Annotated in this window: 14 protein-coding genes; 12 read left to right on the plus strand and 2 right to left on the minus strand. The window is 56.8% G+C overall.

The window, feature by feature from the left end; translation table 11 throughout:
• The first annotated feature begins 43 nt into the window (after positions 1–43).
• On the plus strand, positions 44–562 hold the full coding sequence (locus HW556_RS18990) for an IS5 family transposase (protein ID WP_394354130.1): 519 nt from the start codon (positions 44–46) through the stop codon (positions 560–562).
• The gene (locus HW556_RS18995; RefSeq protein ID WP_394354129.1) at positions 451–786 is read left to right on the plus strand and encodes a transposase; all 336 of its coding nucleotides are present in this window, start codon (positions 451–453) and stop codon (positions 784–786) included. The genes HW556_RS18990 and HW556_RS18995 overlap by 112 nt, the downstream gene beginning before the upstream one ends.
• A 117-nt stretch (positions 787–903) precedes the next feature.
• Here the strand turns inward: HW556_RS18995 and HW556_RS05185 are convergent, their stop codons facing one another.
• Together HW556_RS05185 and HW556_RS05190 are read right to left on the minus strand one after the other, a co-directional pair.
• Positions 904–1,341: a hypothetical protein gene (locus HW556_RS05185; RefSeq protein WP_176898629.1), complete on the minus strand. Its 438-nt coding sequence runs from the start codon at positions 1,339–1,341 to the stop codon at positions 904–906.
• A gap of 254 nt (positions 1,342–1,595) precedes the next feature.
• A complete protein-coding gene (locus HW556_RS05190; RefSeq protein WP_218136865.1) occupies positions 1,596–2,486 on the minus strand; it encodes a S24 family peptidase in 891 nt (296 codons plus the stop codon).
• Positions 2,487–2,590: 104 nt separating this feature from the next.
• Here HW556_RS05190 and HW556_RS05195 point away from each other — a divergent pair, with 104 nt between their 5' ends.
• From HW556_RS05195 to HW556_RS05240, 10 genes are all read left to right on the plus strand, one after another.
• A complete protein-coding gene (locus HW556_RS05195) occupies positions 2,591–2,851 on the plus strand; it encodes a hypothetical protein (RefSeq protein ID WP_176898631.1) in 261 nt (86 codons plus the stop codon).
• Complete coding sequence (locus tag HW556_RS05200; protein ID WP_176898633.1) at positions 2,851–3,144, plus strand: DNA-binding protein; 294 nt, start codon at positions 2,851–2,853, stop codon at positions 3,142–3,144. The genes HW556_RS05195 and HW556_RS05200 overlap by 1 nt, the downstream gene beginning before the upstream one ends.
• Before the next feature lie 56 nt (positions 3,145–3,200).
• Positions 3,201–3,530 carry a DNA-binding protein gene (locus tag HW556_RS05205; RefSeq protein WP_176898635.1) on the plus strand — a complete coding sequence of 110 codons (330 nt, stop codon included), beginning with the start codon at positions 3,201–3,203 and terminating at the stop codon, positions 3,528–3,530.
• Positions 3,527–4,141, plus strand: a complete 615-nt coding sequence (locus tag HW556_RS05210) for a hypothetical protein (RefSeq protein WP_246289526.1) — start codon at positions 3,527–3,529, stop codon at positions 4,139–4,141. Before HW556_RS05205 ends, HW556_RS05210 begins: the two co-directional genes overlap by 4 nt.
• Positions 4,138–5,169, plus strand: coding sequence for a hypothetical protein (locus HW556_RS05215; RefSeq protein ID WP_176898637.1), 1,032 nt, complete (start codon positions 4,138–4,140; stop codon positions 5,167–5,169). Before HW556_RS05210 ends, HW556_RS05215 begins: the two co-directional genes overlap by 4 nt.
• On the plus strand, positions 5,132–5,905 hold the full coding sequence (locus tag HW556_RS05220; protein ID WP_246289527.1) for a hypothetical protein: 774 nt from the start codon (positions 5,132–5,134) through the stop codon (positions 5,903–5,905). Before HW556_RS05215 ends, HW556_RS05220 begins: the two co-directional genes overlap by 38 nt.
• A 171-nt stretch (positions 5,906–6,076) precedes the next feature.
• Positions 6,077–7,132 carry a DNA-methyltransferase gene (locus HW556_RS05225; protein ID WP_176898639.1) on the plus strand — a complete coding sequence of 352 codons (1,056 nt, stop codon included), beginning with the start codon at positions 6,077–6,079 and terminating at the stop codon, positions 7,130–7,132.
• 28 nt (positions 7,133–7,160) lie between these two features.
• Entirely contained in the window at positions 7,161–11,612 is a 4,452-nt protein-coding gene (locus HW556_RS05230; protein ID WP_176898641.1) for a DEAD/DEAH box helicase, read from the plus strand.
• 58 nt (positions 11,613–11,670) lie between these two features.
• Positions 11,671–12,456: a hypothetical protein gene (locus HW556_RS05235; protein ID WP_176898643.1), complete on the plus strand. Its 786-nt coding sequence runs from the start codon at positions 11,671–11,673 to the stop codon at positions 12,454–12,456.
• A gap of 104 nt (positions 12,457–12,560) precedes the next feature.
• On the plus strand, positions 12,561–17,426 hold the full coding sequence (locus tag HW556_RS05240) for a DEAD/DEAH box helicase (protein ID WP_176898645.1): 4,866 nt from the start codon (positions 12,561–12,563) through the stop codon (positions 17,424–17,426).
• The last annotated feature ends 6 nt before the right edge of the window (positions 17,427–17,432 follow it).

The raw sequence follows: 17,432 nt of genomic DNA on the forward strand, positions 1-17,432 counted from the left end.
GCACTAGGTTATACGGGTAATTGCCTTTGCGTTCGAGAGCAGTATTGATGAGAGTAGTGACCGGGCCTGGGCCGCTTTGGCGCCGCATCTATCGGGCAAAGCGGGCGACGTTGGGCGGACAGGTGCTGATAACTGGCTGTTTATCAACGCCGTGTTCTGGCTCGCCCGCCACGGCTGCGCTTGGCGCACGCTGCCCGAGCGCTTTGGCAAATACGACACGCTGCGCAAGCGCAGCCGACGGTGGGCCCAAAAAGGCATTTGGCAACCCTTATTCGAAGCGGTGCAGGAACCCGACTTAGACTGGGTTATGCTCGACCCGACCGTCGTGCGGGCCCACGCGCAGGCGGCTGGGAGCCGAAAAAAGTCGTGTTGGCAACGAAGCCCTCGGCCGCAGCCGCGAGGACTGACGACAAAAATAGATGTCGTGGTCGACGCGCTGGCCAACCCGTTGTGCGTAGTGCTCGGGCCCGGCCATCAAGCCGACGGGCTGCTGACTTACTGGCGGGCGCCGAGGGGGCGGGCAACGGGTTGGCGGATAAAGCCTACGATACAGACGCGGTAGTAGCGGCCGTTGAAGCCTTGGGCGCACAAGTCGTCATCCCCAGCAAAAAGAATCGCCTCGTGCAACGCGTGATTGACCGCAACTTGTACCGCGACCGCAACAATGTAGAACGCTTTTTCAGCCGCCTCAAGCAATTTCGCCGCTTAGCCACGTGCTATAATAAAACAGCCAGCAGTTTCCTGGCAATGATACACTTCGTTTCCGCCCTCATATGGCTCCAATAATTGTCCGTACAACCTAGTCGCCCATAGAATAGGTTTCTTGCCCGCTGCCTGTACGTGCAAGTGAACCATCAACGTGACGCCGCGTCCCCGCGCTCTTCCGCCGGCATAGGCCGCAGGTCACCCTCCAGTTCCACCGCCACCGACGACACGGCCGCCGCCACGCTGCCGGCCAGCACCAGGTAGCCGCCTAGCGTCACCAACGCCGCCGGCAAGGTAACCGGCGCCGTGGCAATGACGCCCCCAATGGCCGCCAGCGCGCTCCTCCACCAAAGCCATAGTCTTGTCGATGTGGGCCAGCCGCTCGGTCAGCTTCAGCATCAGGTCGGTCATCTCCTTGCGCAGCTCGGCCCGCTGCTGCAGGGCCTCCATCCGCATCTGTTCCGATTGCCGCTTCATTTCCTCGCGAAACTTTTGCTTGTCGATATTCCAGTCGACTGGCCGGCACATTTCCCCGGTTCCGCACTTGAGCCGGACACTATCGAAATACACCACTAAATGCACCGGACAGAGGCCAGCCTTGTTTTTCTTGTCGGTGCGAAGGACAAACTGAGTCACCATAAAGGGTAGCGTGTAGGGTAGCGTCGCTTCCGCCGTTAAGTGAAAGTTTCGCGCCCAGGAGTGCCATTTCCCCCGAACGCAAAAAACCCGGAAACGTGCCTTCGCGGTGCGAGAAGCAAGTTTCCGGGCGTTCCGGGATTAAATACGTGAGCCTCCTGTCGGGGCTCATTACTTTAATCCAGTGCGCTCGTAAGTCGCAATAAATCAATTTATTATACCGGCCGCCAAATTAGGCTGCCGGCTACTGTGGCTTATTCTGGGACCTGTTCCTCTAAATGGCGTCGCACCTCGGCCCGGTCGAAGCCCAGCGTCTCGATTGCCTGGAACACGCGCTCCAGGGTGATTTCCGGCTGACTCGGTATCAGGCTCGACAAATAGCCCCGCACCCGCCAGAGCTGCCCAATCTCGGCCGCCGGCAGCTCGTAGGACTGCACCGCCGGATTATCCGAGTACAGTCGCACCAGCTCGCTCCGGTCGTTTATCGGTTTGCGGATACGCTTAAGCATTACGCTCTCCTCAGTTACAACCACGTAGATGTCGCCCGGCGTGAGCAAATCCAGGCGCTCCACCGGCGACACAATCACGATGTCGCGGTGATTGATAGTCGGCTCCATGCTGTCGCCGAAGACCTCAAAGGCGCAGAACGTGCCGAACTCAAAGCCCGGCAGTCGGTAATAGCGGAGCTGCTTTTTGAACACGGGCTCGTTGAACTGCCGGGCATAGCCGGCCTGCGCCAGCACCGGCACGAAGGGGATATTCTCCTCGCCTTCGTCGTCCACTGTTATCGTCAGAATCCGGTCGAACCCCGACACGCCCTTGTTGCTCGCCTTACTGCTCGCCGTCTTGGTCAGCGTCATCGGCGGTATGGGGGCCGCAGCGCCATCCTCGGTAGCCGAACGCAGCATCGGGCCCATTCCCAGCATCAACCAGTCCGCCGACGTGTTCGGCCATTGGGTCAGAAAGTCTACCAGAGTAGGGTAGCTAGGCTCGGCCCCGCCCAGGATGCTGTACAACTTGCTGGTCGTGCTATACCCCAGCGCCTTCGTAGCACTACTGGCGTTCAGGCCGTAATGCTCAAACAGCTGCTGCACGCGTTGCACCACCGGCGGCATCTTTTTCGTCTGTGTATCAGCGACTTTCATGCTGTTTCCTGTTTTGTTGCAACATTTGTTTCTGTCTAGCCTTAGAGTTACGACAAAAAGCAATTACATTTCGGCGGCAATATACACACTAAACAGGAAATATCATGGAAAATAACGGGAAAACCCCCACTTCGTTGCAACTCGTGCTGCAAAAATTGGGTGGCAAGAGCTCCATTATGCGCGACACCCTCGACCGGTTGCAGGAGCGGGGCATCAAAAGCAGTAAGTCCACCCTCTACCAGGCCATTGCCGGCCGCACCCACCGCCAGGAGCTGGTCGAGGTGTTCCTGGAGCTGGCCGAGGAAGAATTTGAGCGCCGCCGCCAGGTCGAAGAGCGCGCCCGCCAGCTAATCGACAAGGACTGATGCAGACCGTCGTCCTCATCCCCGAACCCGAGTGGCGTCAGATTCTCGGCCGGCTGGAAAAGCTCGAAAGCGCCGACCAGCTCCGCCCTGCTGCGTCCGCCACCGAACCCGACGAGGTGCTGCCCATGCGCCAGGCGGCCGCCTACCTCGGCATGAAACCCGACGGCCTGCGCAAGGCCCGCCGGGCCAGCCGTATCCGGGGCGTGCGTATCAACGAGAAGGAGTGGGGCTTCTACCGCTCCGAGCTCAAACGCTACCAGCACCGCTACAACCGCCCCCCGGCCCCCGACTAGCCCTGGCCCGCCCCCGTCCGTTAAGTGGTTATGGTTCAACCCTCAAACCCATTTCCATGCAAACGGTCATCCTCATTTCCGAAGCCGAGTGGCTGGCGCTCCGCGCCGAAGTCACCCACCTCACCGAGCAAGTCCACCAGCTCCAGCAGCCCACCGTTCCCGTCGTGCCCGACGATATCCTGCCCACCGAACAGGCGGCGGCCTACATCGGGTTGTGCGCCGAGTCATTGCGGCGGGCCCGGCGAGTGGGCCGCATTCAGGGGGTACGCCTCAACGAAAAGGATTGGGGCTACCGCCGCTCCGTGCTCGACGCCTACCCACTGCGCTATTTCCGCCCCACCGCTTTCCGCCTTATCCCTTCCGAACCCCATCCCACTACGCCATGATGATTACCCCGCTTCACGCCATCGTCGGCCCCGCGGCCCCGGCCGGCCACTCCCTGATTCGGGTGCAGAAAGCCCGCCTTAAAAACCAGCAGCTCCAGTGCGAATTCACCGAGCAACGCACCGACGACGTGCCCGCCCGCACCTTCGCCCTTACCTGCCAGGAAACCGCCCACCCCGACCTGCTCCACTGGTTTGCCCAGCTCGTCCCGCACCTCTGCCTGCTGTGCGAGCAGCTGCCCGAAACGCCCACCTATTGGCCCGACGATGAAACCGGCATCCTGCCCGAGCACTTCGCGGCCTTCACCGTCACCGGCCTCAGCTTTGGCCACGGTGGGAGCGGGGTAACGCTCACCGGCCAGCGCCAGCTCGCCGCCGGCAAGCTACTCAACCTGACCAGCCCCTACGTGGCCTTCGACCGTGAAGAGCTGGAGCCCTACGCCTACGCCGGCCTGCTCGATGCCACCGTCCAGACCACCCTGCTCGAAATCGAAGCCGCCCTGCGCGGTAAGTGTACCGAGTGCCGCCAGCTCGGCCTGTTCGAGCCACCCGCGCCCTTCACCGCCCCCGACGAGCCCTTCGTTCCCCTGATTCCTATGCCGGCGCATGCATGAATTACGTGGCCCACACCCGCGCCGCCCACGAGCACCTGAGCCGCCAGGCCCAGGCCCGGCCTCACCATGTCAGCCTGTATTGGGCCCTTTTCTTCGAGTGGAACGCCGCCCGCTTCCCCTTGGCGCTCGACCTCGACCACGCCGCCACCATGCGCGCCGCCCGCATCGGCAACGAGCGCACCTACCGCGCCGCCCTCTACGACCTCGACACCTGGCAGCTGCTCACCTACCAGCCCAGCCAGTCGCGCTACGAGCGCAGCCGCTGCCACCTCACCGACTTCTCCCAGCCCCTCACCATTACGGGCAGTTCTGCCCCCGATGAAAGCCCGGCACCGGAGGCAGAACTGCCCCCCATGCACCCGCCCACCGGGGGCATAAGTGCCCGACATGAAAACGCCGCATCGGGGGCAGAACTGCCCCCAGCACTTCGGGCACAAGTGCCCCCCATGAAGCCCGCATCGGGGGCAGAAGTGCCCGAAGACACCTTATATGGTAAAACTAGAGGTTTAAACAGTGTAGTAGAAAACGGCACTGGTGGCCACCGTAAAAAAAAAATAGAAGTGCTGGAAGGGGAGGGGCTTTCAAGCGCGGAATTGGTCGACGAGCCGGTCCCGCCCCACGGCGCCGGGCCGGTCCCACCGAGCAGCGCTGCCCGAAAGAAGAAGGCCGGCCGGCCCCCGGCCATCCCGCCCCACGAGCCCCGCCACCGCGGCCGCCCGGGCCGCCGGCCCGAAGTCCCGTTCGCCGAATCCTACCTCGCCCGCTACGAGGACTTCGCCGCCGCCTTCGCCGGCACCGACTACGCGCTGGCCGACCTACGCTTCTACCACGCCCAAATCCTCAACTGGCGCAAGAACGGCGAGCCACCCCGCCGCCGCGACTGGAAAGCCACCGCCACGCAATTCTTCCTCAACGATGCGCACGATAACCGCCTCAAGCTCGCCCCACCTGCACAGTTCCCCAACGACGGCAGTGGCCCCGGAACGCTCTTTGCTCGCACTGGTTTCCGCTCCAAGTACGATACGTGAGCTGGCCGCCACCCCCAACCCCGAAGCCCGCGCCCTGCTCGCCGAGCTGTCCATCGGCCTCACCCTGGAGCAGGCCGCCGCCGCCCCCAAGCTCTTCCAGCTCCGCCGCCAGCTCGGCGAAACCGTGCTCATCAAGCTGCTGGTCGTCATCCTACGCGCCTTCCTCGACTCGCTCCGCGTCCCCGACAAGCCCGACGCGGCCGATATTCTGGAGCTGGCCGACACGCTGGCCCACACCTACACCCACGAGAGCGTCAAAGACATCATCTTGGCCCTCAAGGAAGCCCGCACCCGCGGCAGCAAGTTCTACCAGTCCCTCGACCCAGCCCGCCTCTACGCGCTACTCGCCGAGTATTTCGAGCGCAAAACCCGCTACCTCGAAACCCAGCACCTCGACCGCAAAGCCCGCGCCGCCGGCGAGGCCACCGCCACGCTCACCCAACTCCAGCAAGCCGCTCCCCAGCTCGTTGCCGGCATAGCCCGCCGCATCCCCCTCGATCATCCCAATGCCAAACATCTGCGTCAGCGCCTCACCATCCTCACCCAGAAAGAAAAGCGCGGCCTGCTGCCCCCCGAGCAGTCCGCCCAGCAGTTCCAGCAGCTGCAGCTGGCCACCCCCCGCAAGTCCCGCCCCGACTGGCAGCCCAACCCCGCAGCCCCAAAGCTCATCGACGCCCGCCACCGCGCCGAAGACCACCTTCTAGCCCAACTCTACCGCCCCAATCCCGCCGCTTAACTATCAAGCCCGCACCCCTCATCGCCCACGAAAAGATTCGTTTAGCCAGCATCATTCATCATGAGTTAGACATAGTTCCTTTGAGGCTAGTCTCTACAATCAGGCGCTACCTTAATGCTTTTCTTGTCCTGCAAATGGCATTTACGTTAACTTGCGAGTACAAATCTAGTTATGCCCAACGCCCCAGAAGCAACTCCTAAAATCAAAGCAGTATCTGGCAACGCATGCAAATTAGCTGCCTTAAAGCGGACATTCCCAGTCAAAACATTCGACGTAATCGTAACGTCCCCACCGTATTGGCAGCGTCGCGACTATAAGCATGCCGACCAATTGGGCCAGGAGAAAACACCAGCCGATTTTGTGGAAGTTCTGGCCAACACGGTAGATAGCTGGAGCGAATTTTTAGCCCCCCACGGCTCTGTGTTCATCAACCTCGCTGATACCCACAACGATGGTGTTCTAGTCGGCACCCCCATCCTTTTTGAGCTCGCAATGCGCCAACGGGGTTGGCAAGTTGCGCATCGTTTGGTTTGGAGCAAACCGAGCAGCGTACCCACTCCATCCCCACGCCGCTTAGCAAGCCGTCACGAAACAGTCCTACAATTGGTGCCCCCGAAAAAGAAGGGCAACCCTGATTACTATTTCGACCGCTTCGCTCTTCAAGAAAAGAAGCCGTTGGCCGAAATAGGAGACGTCTGGCATGTTTCCCCCAGCAGCGGAACAACCGGCCACATTGCCCCATTCCCCGCCGAATTAGCCCAACGCATCCTTCTCTTAGCCTGCCCGGAGCGGGTCTGTACCAAGTGCGGCCAAGCGCACCTACGCATCGTCGGCCCCTCCGCAACCCTTGACTCTAACCGGAAGCAGGCCGTCCGGGCAATGGAGCTTTTCGAAGAACATAATCTGACGGAAGACCATCTAGCTGCTATTCGTGCCGTTGGTATATCCGATGCGGGCATGGGCAAAAAGCTGCAGAAAGGAGCCGGCCGTAACTCAGCTAGGGTGCAAGCACTTGCCGATGAGGCAAAAGAGGCCTTGGGTGGCTACTTCCGCGAATTCACTTTCGCCCCTAAAGAGCACGTCGGCTGGCAGGCGTGCGCCTGTGAGGCCCCCACCCGCGCCGGTTGGGCGCTCGACCCCTTCGCAGGCTCTAATACCACATTATTAGCAGCACAAGAGCTAGGATTCAACGCAATTGGTGTAGATTTAAAACCGCACAAATTGTAGTTGTCTTCTCGTTCTCTTTATCCACTTTATGCCTACGAAGCCCTTAAATCTCAATCCTCAGTTCAAAAAAAAAGTTCTATCCTCCTTTATCCGCAACGGCTGCAAACGCCGCCTCCGCTTAAGCCTCTATTCCCACGACGCGCGTATCGAACTAGGCATGGCCCCCGACCAGGAGGCCCGTTCTGTCATGGGCCAGATTGGTGAAATGGGCAAAGAATGGCAGGACGAAAAAATAGAGGAGCTCGGCCTGATTTTCAACCAGGAAAACATCGTAGCCAGCCCCAGCTGGCCCGAGTCGCGTGCAGTTGCTCACAGCTTAGAGGATAGGCTAAGTGAGTTGCGGCCATACCAATTCGTAGTCGAGGCCGAGTATGACTCCAACACCCCGGCCTTTCGGCGTGGTATGAATCTAACCGAACTGGCTGACGAATATGGCAGGAAGCTAGGCTTGGGAGTAAATCAAGCCGACTTAATCCAGGTATTTCCTGCTCGCTGCAATTCTCCCGCAGAAGAACCACAGGCATTTTGCACGGAAGTCCATCCATCCGGCGAGTTGATCCCAATAACAGCAGATGACTCTCGGCTCCGGTTACGGGTAATCGATATCAAGATGGCCTCCGAGCCAGGTGCTAACTACTTCGCCGAAGTAGTTTACTATGGATTAACTCTGGCGGCCTGGCTGTACGAGGGTGGCCACGACAAAAAATTTGCTGTAGTAGCTGCATCAGCCGTTTGGCCAGGCAGTTATGTAGACTCCAACCTTACGAAGGTCCGCAAGGAAATCCTTGCCGCTGGCGAGACCCCAACCCTCGAAATCCTAGCTACGGCTCTGGAGAGTGATTTAGAAATAGCGCATTTTGAAACCTTCGTTTCAAAAATCCGCCGCTTCTTCAACGACACCCTGCCGACTGTCTTAAAAACCCCTTTGGCCGACCTAGTGCCCTTTGTCAACTATTCCTGTCAGGGTTGCGAATTCATGGGCTACCCTTGGGAAAAGGACGGGATTAAGTCGCACAATGACCTGTGGTGCTGGCCCATCTCAAAGCAAACCGAGCACCTGTCAATGGTGTTCGGTCTTAGCCGTGGTAATGCTCTTCAGCTCAATGTAAAAACCCTTTCCGAGCTGGCTGCCCTGCCCCCTGATGCGCCAGTATTCCGCGACAACGCCACTCTCCGCACCCAGAGCACCCGCTTTCCCGGTCGCGCAAAGGCTCTGCTCGGCAACCTCACGGCCAGCCTCGCCGACGCCGGCTCCGACTCGCTCATGCCGCAGTGGCCCGATCTGAAGGTGTACCTATTTCTCGATTACGACATTGCCAGCGCCGTTACCATCACGTTTGGTATCCGGGCATATTGGCTGGAGCCTTTACCATTCGATTCAACCATTCCGGCCGCAGATAGAAGAAGCGAGTCATGGGACACGTTTTCCGGTCAAGATGAGGTTTACGTTGTTGAATCCCGTGATTTAGAACGGGAGGAGCAAGAATTTCTCAAGTTCCTGAGAGCCCTCCGCAAAATTCTCAACAGGGTAATTTCCCTAGACAAAACCGCTATCGATGAAGGTCGCCGCACGGAAGGTACCAAGCAGAAGCGTTCAACCTATCAAATCTATCTGTGGGATGAAGCCCAACGCCGCCACCTCCAGCGTCTAGTTGGCCGGCACCTGAACGCCATTATTCGTGACCCCTCTATCCGGGACATGGCTTGGCTTTTCCCTTCTGCCGAATTACTACCGCAAGCGGACCAGGCTACGAGCAAAAGTCCTTTCACGCTCCTATCCAGAGTGGTGCAGAACACTGTTGCCGTTCCCTTGCCCCATCATTACACGCTCTTCGGTGTTGCGCAGCACTATCATGGTCCCGACTATACACCACCCGTTATTCATCCACTCTACCATGACCCGCTCAGCGACCTGATACCTGGTGAGCGTATTCACGAGCTGTGGGGCAAAAAGGCGAGCCAACTAACTGAGAAACAGGGGATTATTCTACGCACCACCCGGTTCAAATTAGCTGCTATGCAGATAATTGCAGAGCAGCTAGCCCGCGACCTAAGCAAAGAACTACTGCCAACGCGACTGGCTGCTCCAATCCTCGGCACCCTTCCTACGCGGGTACTGAGAGACGAACCGCCCTTCAGCCAGCTACTATTTGAACATGCTCGTCTCAACGTGGCCATCAATGACCTCGACGGCTACACGGTGCGCGCCATGCCACCTCACGAGCGTGAAGCCCGTTTTCGTTCTGCCATCCTAACCCGCCGATTGGTAGGGCAGGAGCACGATAACGCCTTGCAACGCCTGCAGGATTTCACACCGCGTGAACTGGGCACCATGCCCGGTCTCATGATCTATGAACTCAACCAATTATCTCGTGAGCTAAACGCGCGCGCCGGTGATATTGGCTATGCCCTGTCTCCCCTCGACCAACCTCATTTCGTTCTTAAGCACCCTTACTCCGTTCTAAACCCCCATTTCAAAATCGTTGGCCCTGGTGCCCGTGAGGCTGTTCAAACCATTGCTGGCGCTGGTCTTACTGCGGTTTCCATCGAAGCCATTGATCGGGTAAACGGCACCATTGCCCTGAAGCCTGACACTACATCCTATATCGTCGCTTCAGCTGACCCTCACGCTACCGAGCTAAACCTGGAAGATGCCCGCCTGCTCGACTTATCTGTCAACGTCATCCTGGATAAGTTCGAGTTCGATGGTATAACCAGCAAAGTAAAGTGCACGCTACAGGGTATAGGATATCCTGCCATTGCCTACCATAACCCCGCCATGCGCCGGGCCTTAGGCATTCCCGAAACCCAGCCCACCAATCCTCCAGACCCAGCCCCCGCGGCTCGGTTCCTCTGGGATGGCCCTGCCTTGAAAATCGAAACCGTTCCCCGCCAGCTGGTTGCTGTTCGCACCGACTTGGAGCCCATATTACAAGACCTCAAACGGCCGCTAAATTCTTCCCAGTGGTCCGCTTGGGAATGGGGCCTTACGCACCGTCTGAGCTTAATTTGGGGCCCTCCCGGAACGGGCAAAAGTCAGACCTTGAGAGCCCTACTTGTCGGCGCCTTGCTCGATGCTAACAAACGGGGCATCACCCTGCGGATTCTGGTGTCTTCAAATACCTACGCCGCCACCGACAACGTGCTTGAAGGCTTGCCTGAGCTGTTAACCCACGTTTTGCCCGCCGTCCCGGTTGATATTTTCCGCCTGGAAAGTGACAGCAAAGACCGCCCCAGCAACTTAGACGAGAGTATTGTTTCTCTCAAAGTACAAAAGTGCAATAGCAGCCGCGAAGTCCAGGCCATACAGCGCCGGTTAGATGTGCCCCAAGGGTTGATAGTCGTTGGCTCAACTCCCCATCAGATTCACAACCTCGCAATTGCTTATCACACTGCTAGCGGCTTAACTGGTGAACGTCGCAACCAAGCCACCCAACGCCGCTGGTTCGACCTCATCATCATCGACGAGGCCTCACAGATGGATGTAGCCTCCGCTACCCTCGTCGTGTCTAAAGCAGCCGAGGATGGAGCCTATGTACTAGCCGGCGACGACCTACAGCTCCCACCCATCCAGGCCGCCGAATCTCCCCAAGGATTGGAGCACTTCTTAGGTTCCATATTCGAGTACACCCGCCACGTACAGGAAGTCGAGCCTAATTCCCTCGATATAAATTACCGCTCCAACAAAACCCTCGTTGAATTCACCCGTCGGGCCAACTACAGCGACAACCTCAAATCCTATAGCGAAGACCTAGCCCTGGATTTAGCTCCTTTTCCAACCGGCTGGCCACCTTATTGGCCGTTTGACCTAGATTGGTCAGAAAACTGGGGTCAGCTACTCAATCCTGCCCATCCCGCCACCGCCTTCACGTACTCCGATGAAGTTTCCGGCCAAGCAAATAGCTTCGAGGTTGATACCGTTGCGGCCGTAGCATTGCTGTTGCGTAACAGTCTCCGCCGTCAACTGCTCAACGAGCGCCAGCTCGACGGCTCCATCAAGGATGCTTCTACGGAGCTTCATTCGGCCGAAACCTTCTGGGGGCGGGCTATAGGGGTTGTAACCCCACACAAGGCGCAGATGAGCAAAATTGTCGAGCGTCTGCAGGATGTCTTCAGCGACGATAGTATGCCCGAGAAAATCCGCAGCGCTGTCGATACCGTCGAACGCTTCCAGGGCCAGCAGCGCGACGTAATCATTGCCTCCTTTGGCATCGGTGACCCCGACCTTATCCAATCCGAAGACGAGTTCCTTTTCAGCCTCCGTCGCTTCAATGTGTTGGCTTCCCGTGCTCGGGCCAAGCTCATCGTCTTGGCCCCCCAGTCCCTTATCGACCACCTCTCCAACGATGCCAAAGTCCTGTTCGAATCGCACCTCCTAAAAGGGTATGTCGAATCATATTGTCATCACGTCACTCCCCTCGATTTGCCCGCCGGACTCGGTGATCCACCAATTCCCCATGGCTACCTCCGGCAACGCTAACACCTCCAATTATCCCAAGCGCAAAACTATATTCTGAACCCCCAACACAGTTTACACGATGACCGAGCTTAATAAACCAACATCATACGAAAATAGAGTAGTTGCCTTTATTGACATATTAGGCTTTTCGGACTTCGTTAGAACGAATAAAGCGTCAACTGAAGGATTTCAGACTATTTACACTGCCTTGAAGGAAATTCAAGATGAGTTCAATAATCTGGATGACGAATACAGTGAGGAAGCTAAAAATTACCTGAGCGTCGACCCGCAATCAATTACCGCTTCCGATAGCATTATTTTGTCTCGACGGGCCGACGAGAAGGGAGGAATATATTACATGCTCTCAGCTTGTGCTGACGCAATACACACGCTTATTAGACACGGCTTTCTGTGCCGTGGAGCTGTTGTATTGGGCGATTTATTTCATAAAGAAAATCTAATATTTGGGCCAGCGTACTTGCAAGCAGTTGAAAGTGAAAAAACGGCTAACTACCCAATTATTAAATTCAGTGAAAACCTTTTCAAATTGGCTAACCAACATCCTGGCCCAGCAAATAGCGGGGACTGGGAAGAGGATTTTATTAAAGAACACTGTAAACAGATGGCAGATGGCTCATATTACCTGAACTACTTTACAGACTATGACTCCCGCTATGGCCCAGGTGAAGGTGGGGCCTCAATACATTATGAGAACCTGAGGAAAATTCTTGAGCAAGGTGTAGCAAATCAAAATCCAGGTGTATTCGAAAAGTATCGCTGGGCCGCCGAACAGTACAACCTCACGGCGGACCAATTCAATTTGCCCCAGATAGTTATACCGTTGCCACCAAAGCCCAACCCGTAGCCTTTACTCATCCTATTCAGAAGCCTGGCAAGATGCCGGGCTTCTGGTTCCATTCTGCCCAGCTTCTAACAAAAGCAGGATTGCTATTTACACATTGCCCTCCCATGACCTTCCAACAGATACTCGACAAATACCGCAAAATATCCTTCTCGGAAAAAGACAAAGGCCTTCGCTTCGAGCGTCTCATGCAGGCCTACCTCCAAACCGACCCGCTTTACGCTGACCGCTTCAGTGACGTATGGCTCTGGAATGATTTCCCCGCCCGCAAAGACTTCGGCGGCAACGACACCGGTATCGACCTGGTAGCCCGCACCCACACCGGCGAATACTGGGCTATTCAATGCAAATGCGTCCAGGACGGTACTATCGTCGACAAACCCGCACTAGACTCTTTCCTGTCTACCTCTGGCCGTAGCTTCAACAGCATCGGCGACATGAAGTCCGTCCATTTCGCCCAACGCCTCTGGATTTCCACCACCAACAAGTGGGGGCCCAACGCCGAAGAGGCCATCAAAAACCAAAGCCCGCCCTTTGCTCGCCTCGACCTCAATTGGCTTAAAGAAGCTGCCGTCGATTGGGAAAAGCTCGAAGCCGGCCTCAGTGGCGAACAGGCCCGCTCCAATGCCCCGTTCGAACTGCGCCCCCACCAGCAGGACGCCCTCAGCAAAACCCACGAGGCCTTCAAAACCGAAAACCGGGGCAAGCTCATCATGGCCTGTGGCACCGGCAAAACCTTCACCGCCCTCCGCATCGCCGAGAACGAAACCCAGGGCAAAGGCCTGGTATTGTTCATGGTGCCCTCCATTGCCCTGCTCGGCCAAACGCTCCGCGAATGGTACAATAATGCCCAGCAGCCTATTTCGGCCATCTGCATCTGTTCCGATGCCGAAGTCACCCGCCAGCGCAAGAAGCTAGCCGACACCGACAGCTTCAGCACCGTCGACCTGGCCGTGCCGGCCTCTACCAACGTCGCCAGCATCGTTAAACAGTTCCAGGCGCTGGCCGCGGCCCCCAGCAAAGGCATGACGGTGGTCTTCTCCACCTACCAATCCATCAACGTCATTGCCGAAGCCCAACAGGCGCTGCAAAAGTCGTTACCACAGTTCGGCGGGTTCGACCTCATTATCTGCGACGAAGCCCACCGCACCACCGGTGTCTCCATTGCTGGTGCCGACGAATCCAACTTTACCAAAGTTCACAACAACGACTTCATCCGCGCCAAAAAACGCCTGTACATGACGGCCACTCCGCGCCTGTACAACGATGAAACCAAAAGCAAAGCCGCACAGAACGATGCCCTGCTTTGCTCCATGGACGACGAGTCGCTCTACGGTCCTGAGATGTACCGCATCGGCTTCGGCGAAGCCGTCGAAAAAGGCCTCCTTACCGACTACAAGGTCCTCATCCTGACCCTAAGTGAGCAGGACGTGCCGCCCGCCATCCAGAAGATGATTGCCGGCGAAGACAACGAAATCGACGCCGACGATGCTTCCCGCCTTATCGGTTGCGTTAACGCCCTATCCAAGCAAATCCTCGGCGACGAAGGCATCATTCGCGAAACCGACCCCGAGCCCATGCGCCGGGCCGTGGCCTTCTGCTCCAACATCGCGGCTTCCCGCAAAATCACCAGCACCTTCAACTCCGCCACCGACACCTACATCGACGCCCTGCCCGAGGACAAGCGGAACCAGATGATACCCGTTCAGTCCCAGCACATCGACGGGACCATGAACGCGCCCCGCCGCGACGAATTGCTCGGGTGGCTCAAAGCCGAAACGTCCGAGCGCGAGTGCCGCGTTCTTACCAACGTGCGTTGCCTCTCCGAAGGCGTCGATGTGCCCTCCCTTGATGCTGTTCTGTTCCTCTCCGCCCGCAATTCGCAGGTAGATGTAGTGCAGTCCGTCGGCCGCGTCATGCGCCGCGCCCCCGGCAAAAAATACGGCTACATCATCATCCCCGTCGTCGTCCCGTCCACCATCGACGCCGCCCAGGCCCTCGACGACAACGACCGTTACCGCGTCGTCTGGACCGTCCTTAACGCCCTCCGCGCCCACGACGACCGCTTTAATGCCACCGTCAACAAAATCGAGCTGAACAAAAAGCGACCCGCCCAAATCCTTATCGGCCGCCCCGATACCAGCTTCCCCAACGGCGAAGCCACATCCACCGGCTCCAGCGAATCCGCTACCCAGGCCGCCAACGCCATCAACGAACAGCTGGCCATCCAGTTCGAGCAGCTGCAAAGCGTTGTCTTTGCCCGCATGGTCAACAAAGTCGGCGACCGCACCTATTGGGAACAGTGGGCCAAGAGCATCGCCGGCATCGCCGAGCGCCAGGTCACCCGCATCACCGAACTGTTGAACAGCCAACCCAATCTGCAAAAAGCTTTCGATAATTTCCTCGGTGGCCTCCGCCACAACATCAACCCGGGCATCACCCAGCAGCAGGCCATCGAAATGCTCTCGCAGCATATCATTACTAAGCCTGTTTTCGAAGCGTTGTTCGAGGGCTATTCTTTCGTGCAGAACAACCCTATTTCGGTCAGCATGCAGCAGATGCTCGACCTGCTGAACGAAACCAACGTCGCGGAAGAAACCGCTCTGCTCCAGAAGTTCTACGAATCCGTCAAGGTCCGCGCCAGCGGCATCGACAACGCCGAAGGCAAGCAGCGCATCATTATCGAGCTGTACGACAAGTTCTTCAAAACGGCCTTCCCCAAAATGGTGGAACAGCTGGGCATCGTCTACACCCCCGTCGAAGTAGTGGACTTCATTCTCCATTCCGTCGACGACGTCCTACACCAGGAATTCGGCCGCCGCCTCACCGACGAGAACGTCCACATCCTCGACCCCTTCACCGGTACCGGCACCTTTATCACCCGCCTGCTGCAAAGTGGCCTCATCAAGCCCCAGGACCTCGCCCGCAAATACCAGCACGAGCTACACGCCAACGAAATAGTCCTGCTGGCCTACTACATCGCGGCCGTCAATATTGAAAACGCCTTTCACGACGCTGCCCAGACCACTACCTACGATTCGTTCGAAGGCATTTGTCTCACCGATACATTTCAGCTTGCCGAGCCTGATGGTAGAAGTGAGTTGTTCAAAGAGGTATTTCCTCAGAATACTGAGCGTGTCAGCCGACAGCGTAAGGCGCCGTTGCGAGTCATCATTGGTAACCCGCCCTATTCAATCGGTCAGAAAAGCGCCAACGATAACGCTCAAAATCAAGCCTATCCAGCCCTTGATGCTCGTATTGCCAGTACATACGCTCAGAACTCCTCTGCTGGTCTCAGCAAGTCCCTTTACGACGCGTACATCAAAGCCTTCCGCTGGAGCACCGACCAACTTGACGAGACAGGTGGCATTATTTGTTTCGTTTCAAACGGCGCTTGGCTTGACGGCAACAGCACTGATGGATTCCGCAAATCACTCCAGCGTGAGTTTTCTACCATCTACGTTTTCAACCTGCGCGGCAATCAGCGCACCAGCGGTGAATTGTCCCGAAAGGAGGGAGGTAAGATTTTCGGCTCCGGCTCCCGTACGCCCATCACCGTTACGCTGCTGGTCAAAAACCCTCAGGCAGTATCTGGCTCCGGCACGGTGCATTACCACGACATTGGCGACTACCTAACCCGAGAAACCAAGCTTGACATTGTCAAGTCTTTTCGCAGCATTGGGAATACTAAAATACCTTGGCAAATACTCCTTACCAATGAACACGGTGATTGGTTGGCTCAGCGCACAGAGGTTTTTGATACGTTCATCCCTTTAGCTCCAGAAAAGAAATTCGACCTCAAGTCTCAATCGATTTTCACAACTTATGCTGTCGGTGTTGCAACCGCTCGTGATGCGTGGACTTACAATTCGTCGATAAAAGAGCTTGAGTGCAATATGCGTCGAATGATTGACTTCTATAATGAGCAGCAAAAGGCTTTTAGTGAGGAAAAAAAAGCTGGGCAAATTACCTCGGTCGATAAGTTCCTCAATATGACACCAACTAAAATCAGCTGGTCAGTTAACTTAAAGAAAGATGTGGAAAAAGGGGTTTATCACAAATTTAAGAATACCGAGTTTCGTATAGCGAGTTATCGACCATTTTCCAAACAGAATTTATACTATGACAAGCCCTTTATAGAAAGAAGAGGAATTAGTTCTATGCTTTTCCCAAATAGTGAGGCGAAAAACATCATAATAAATGTACCTAACGCAGGAGTCAAGGACTTCTATACATTAGTTACTGACACTATTAGGGACTACGACACTTATGGTGGTACGCAAACATTCCCACTTTACTACTTCGAAGAGCGCCCGAAGCAAACGCGCAGCCTATTTGATGAGGGAGGTGATAGTGAATTTATCCGCCGCGACGGCATCAGCGACTTTATCCTAACCCGTGCTAAGCAGCAGTATGGTAAGAACGTCATCAAGGAAGACATCTTCTATTACGTTTACGGCCTGTTCCACAGTCCCACCTACCGTGAAACCTTTGCCGACGACCTCAAGAAGATGTTGCCCCGCCTGCCGCTGCTCGACGACGTGCGCCAGTTCTGGGCCTTCAGTAAAGCTGGCCGCCAGCTCGCGGCCCTCCACCTCGATTACGAGCAAGTAGCCCCGCTCTCCGAAGTCCAGGTTGCCATCACCAAGCCCGACCACTACACCGTCGACAAAATGCGCTTCCCCAAGAAAGGCCAGCGCGACACCATCCTCTACAATTCCTACATCACCGTCAGCAACATCCCCGCCGCCGCCTACGACTACACCGTCAACGGCAAATCCGCCATCGAGTGGATTATGGAACGCTACCAAGTCACCACCCACAAAGACAGCGGCATCACCAACAACCCCAACGACTGGGCCACCGAGCATAACCAGCCCCGCTACATTCTCGACCTGCTCTTAAGCGTCATCGCCCTCAGCATCCAAACCGTCGAAATAGTAGCCGCCCTCCCCGAGGTAAAGTTCGAATAGTATCCC

Origin of the sequence: Hymenobacter terrestris, from assembly GCF_013377905.1 — a bacterium.
GTDB lineage: Bacteria > Bacteroidota > Bacteroidia > Cytophagales > Hymenobacteraceae > Hymenobacter > Hymenobacter terrestris.

Coding starts and splice junctions, on each gene's coding strand:
- HW556_RS05190 (WP_218136865.1), bottom strand. CDS start 2,486: ATGAAAGTCGCTGATACACAGACGAAAAAGATGCCGCCGGTGGTGCAA.
- HW556_RS05195 (WP_176898631.1), top strand. CDS start 2,591: ATGGAAAATAACGGGAAAACCCCCACTTCGTTGCAACTCGTGCTGCAA.
- HW556_RS05200 (WP_176898633.1), top strand. CDS start 2,851: ATGCAGACCGTCGTCCTCATCCCCGAACCCGAGTGGCGTCAGATTCTC.
- HW556_RS05205 (WP_176898635.1), top strand. CDS start 3,201: ATGCAAACGGTCATCCTCATTTCCGAAGCCGAGTGGCTGGCGCTCCGC.
- HW556_RS05210 (WP_246289526.1), top strand. CDS start 3,527: ATGATGATTACCCCGCTTCACGCCATCGTCGGCCCCGCGGCCCCGGCC.
- HW556_RS05215 (WP_176898637.1), top strand. CDS start 4,138: ATGAATTACGTGGCCCACACCCGCGCCGCCCACGAGCACCTGAGCCGC.
- HW556_RS05225 (WP_176898639.1), top strand. CDS start 6,077: ATGCCCAACGCCCCAGAAGCAACTCCTAAAATCAAAGCAGTATCTGGC.
- HW556_RS05230 (WP_176898641.1), top strand. CDS start 7,161: ATGCCTACGAAGCCCTTAAATCTCAATCCTCAGTTCAAAAAAAAAGTT.
- HW556_RS05235 (WP_176898643.1), top strand. CDS start 11,671: ATGACCGAGCTTAATAAACCAACATCATACGAAAATAGAGTAGTTGCC.
- HW556_RS05240 (WP_176898645.1), top strand. CDS start 12,561: ATGACCTTCCAACAGATACTCGACAAATACCGCAAAATATCCTTCTCG.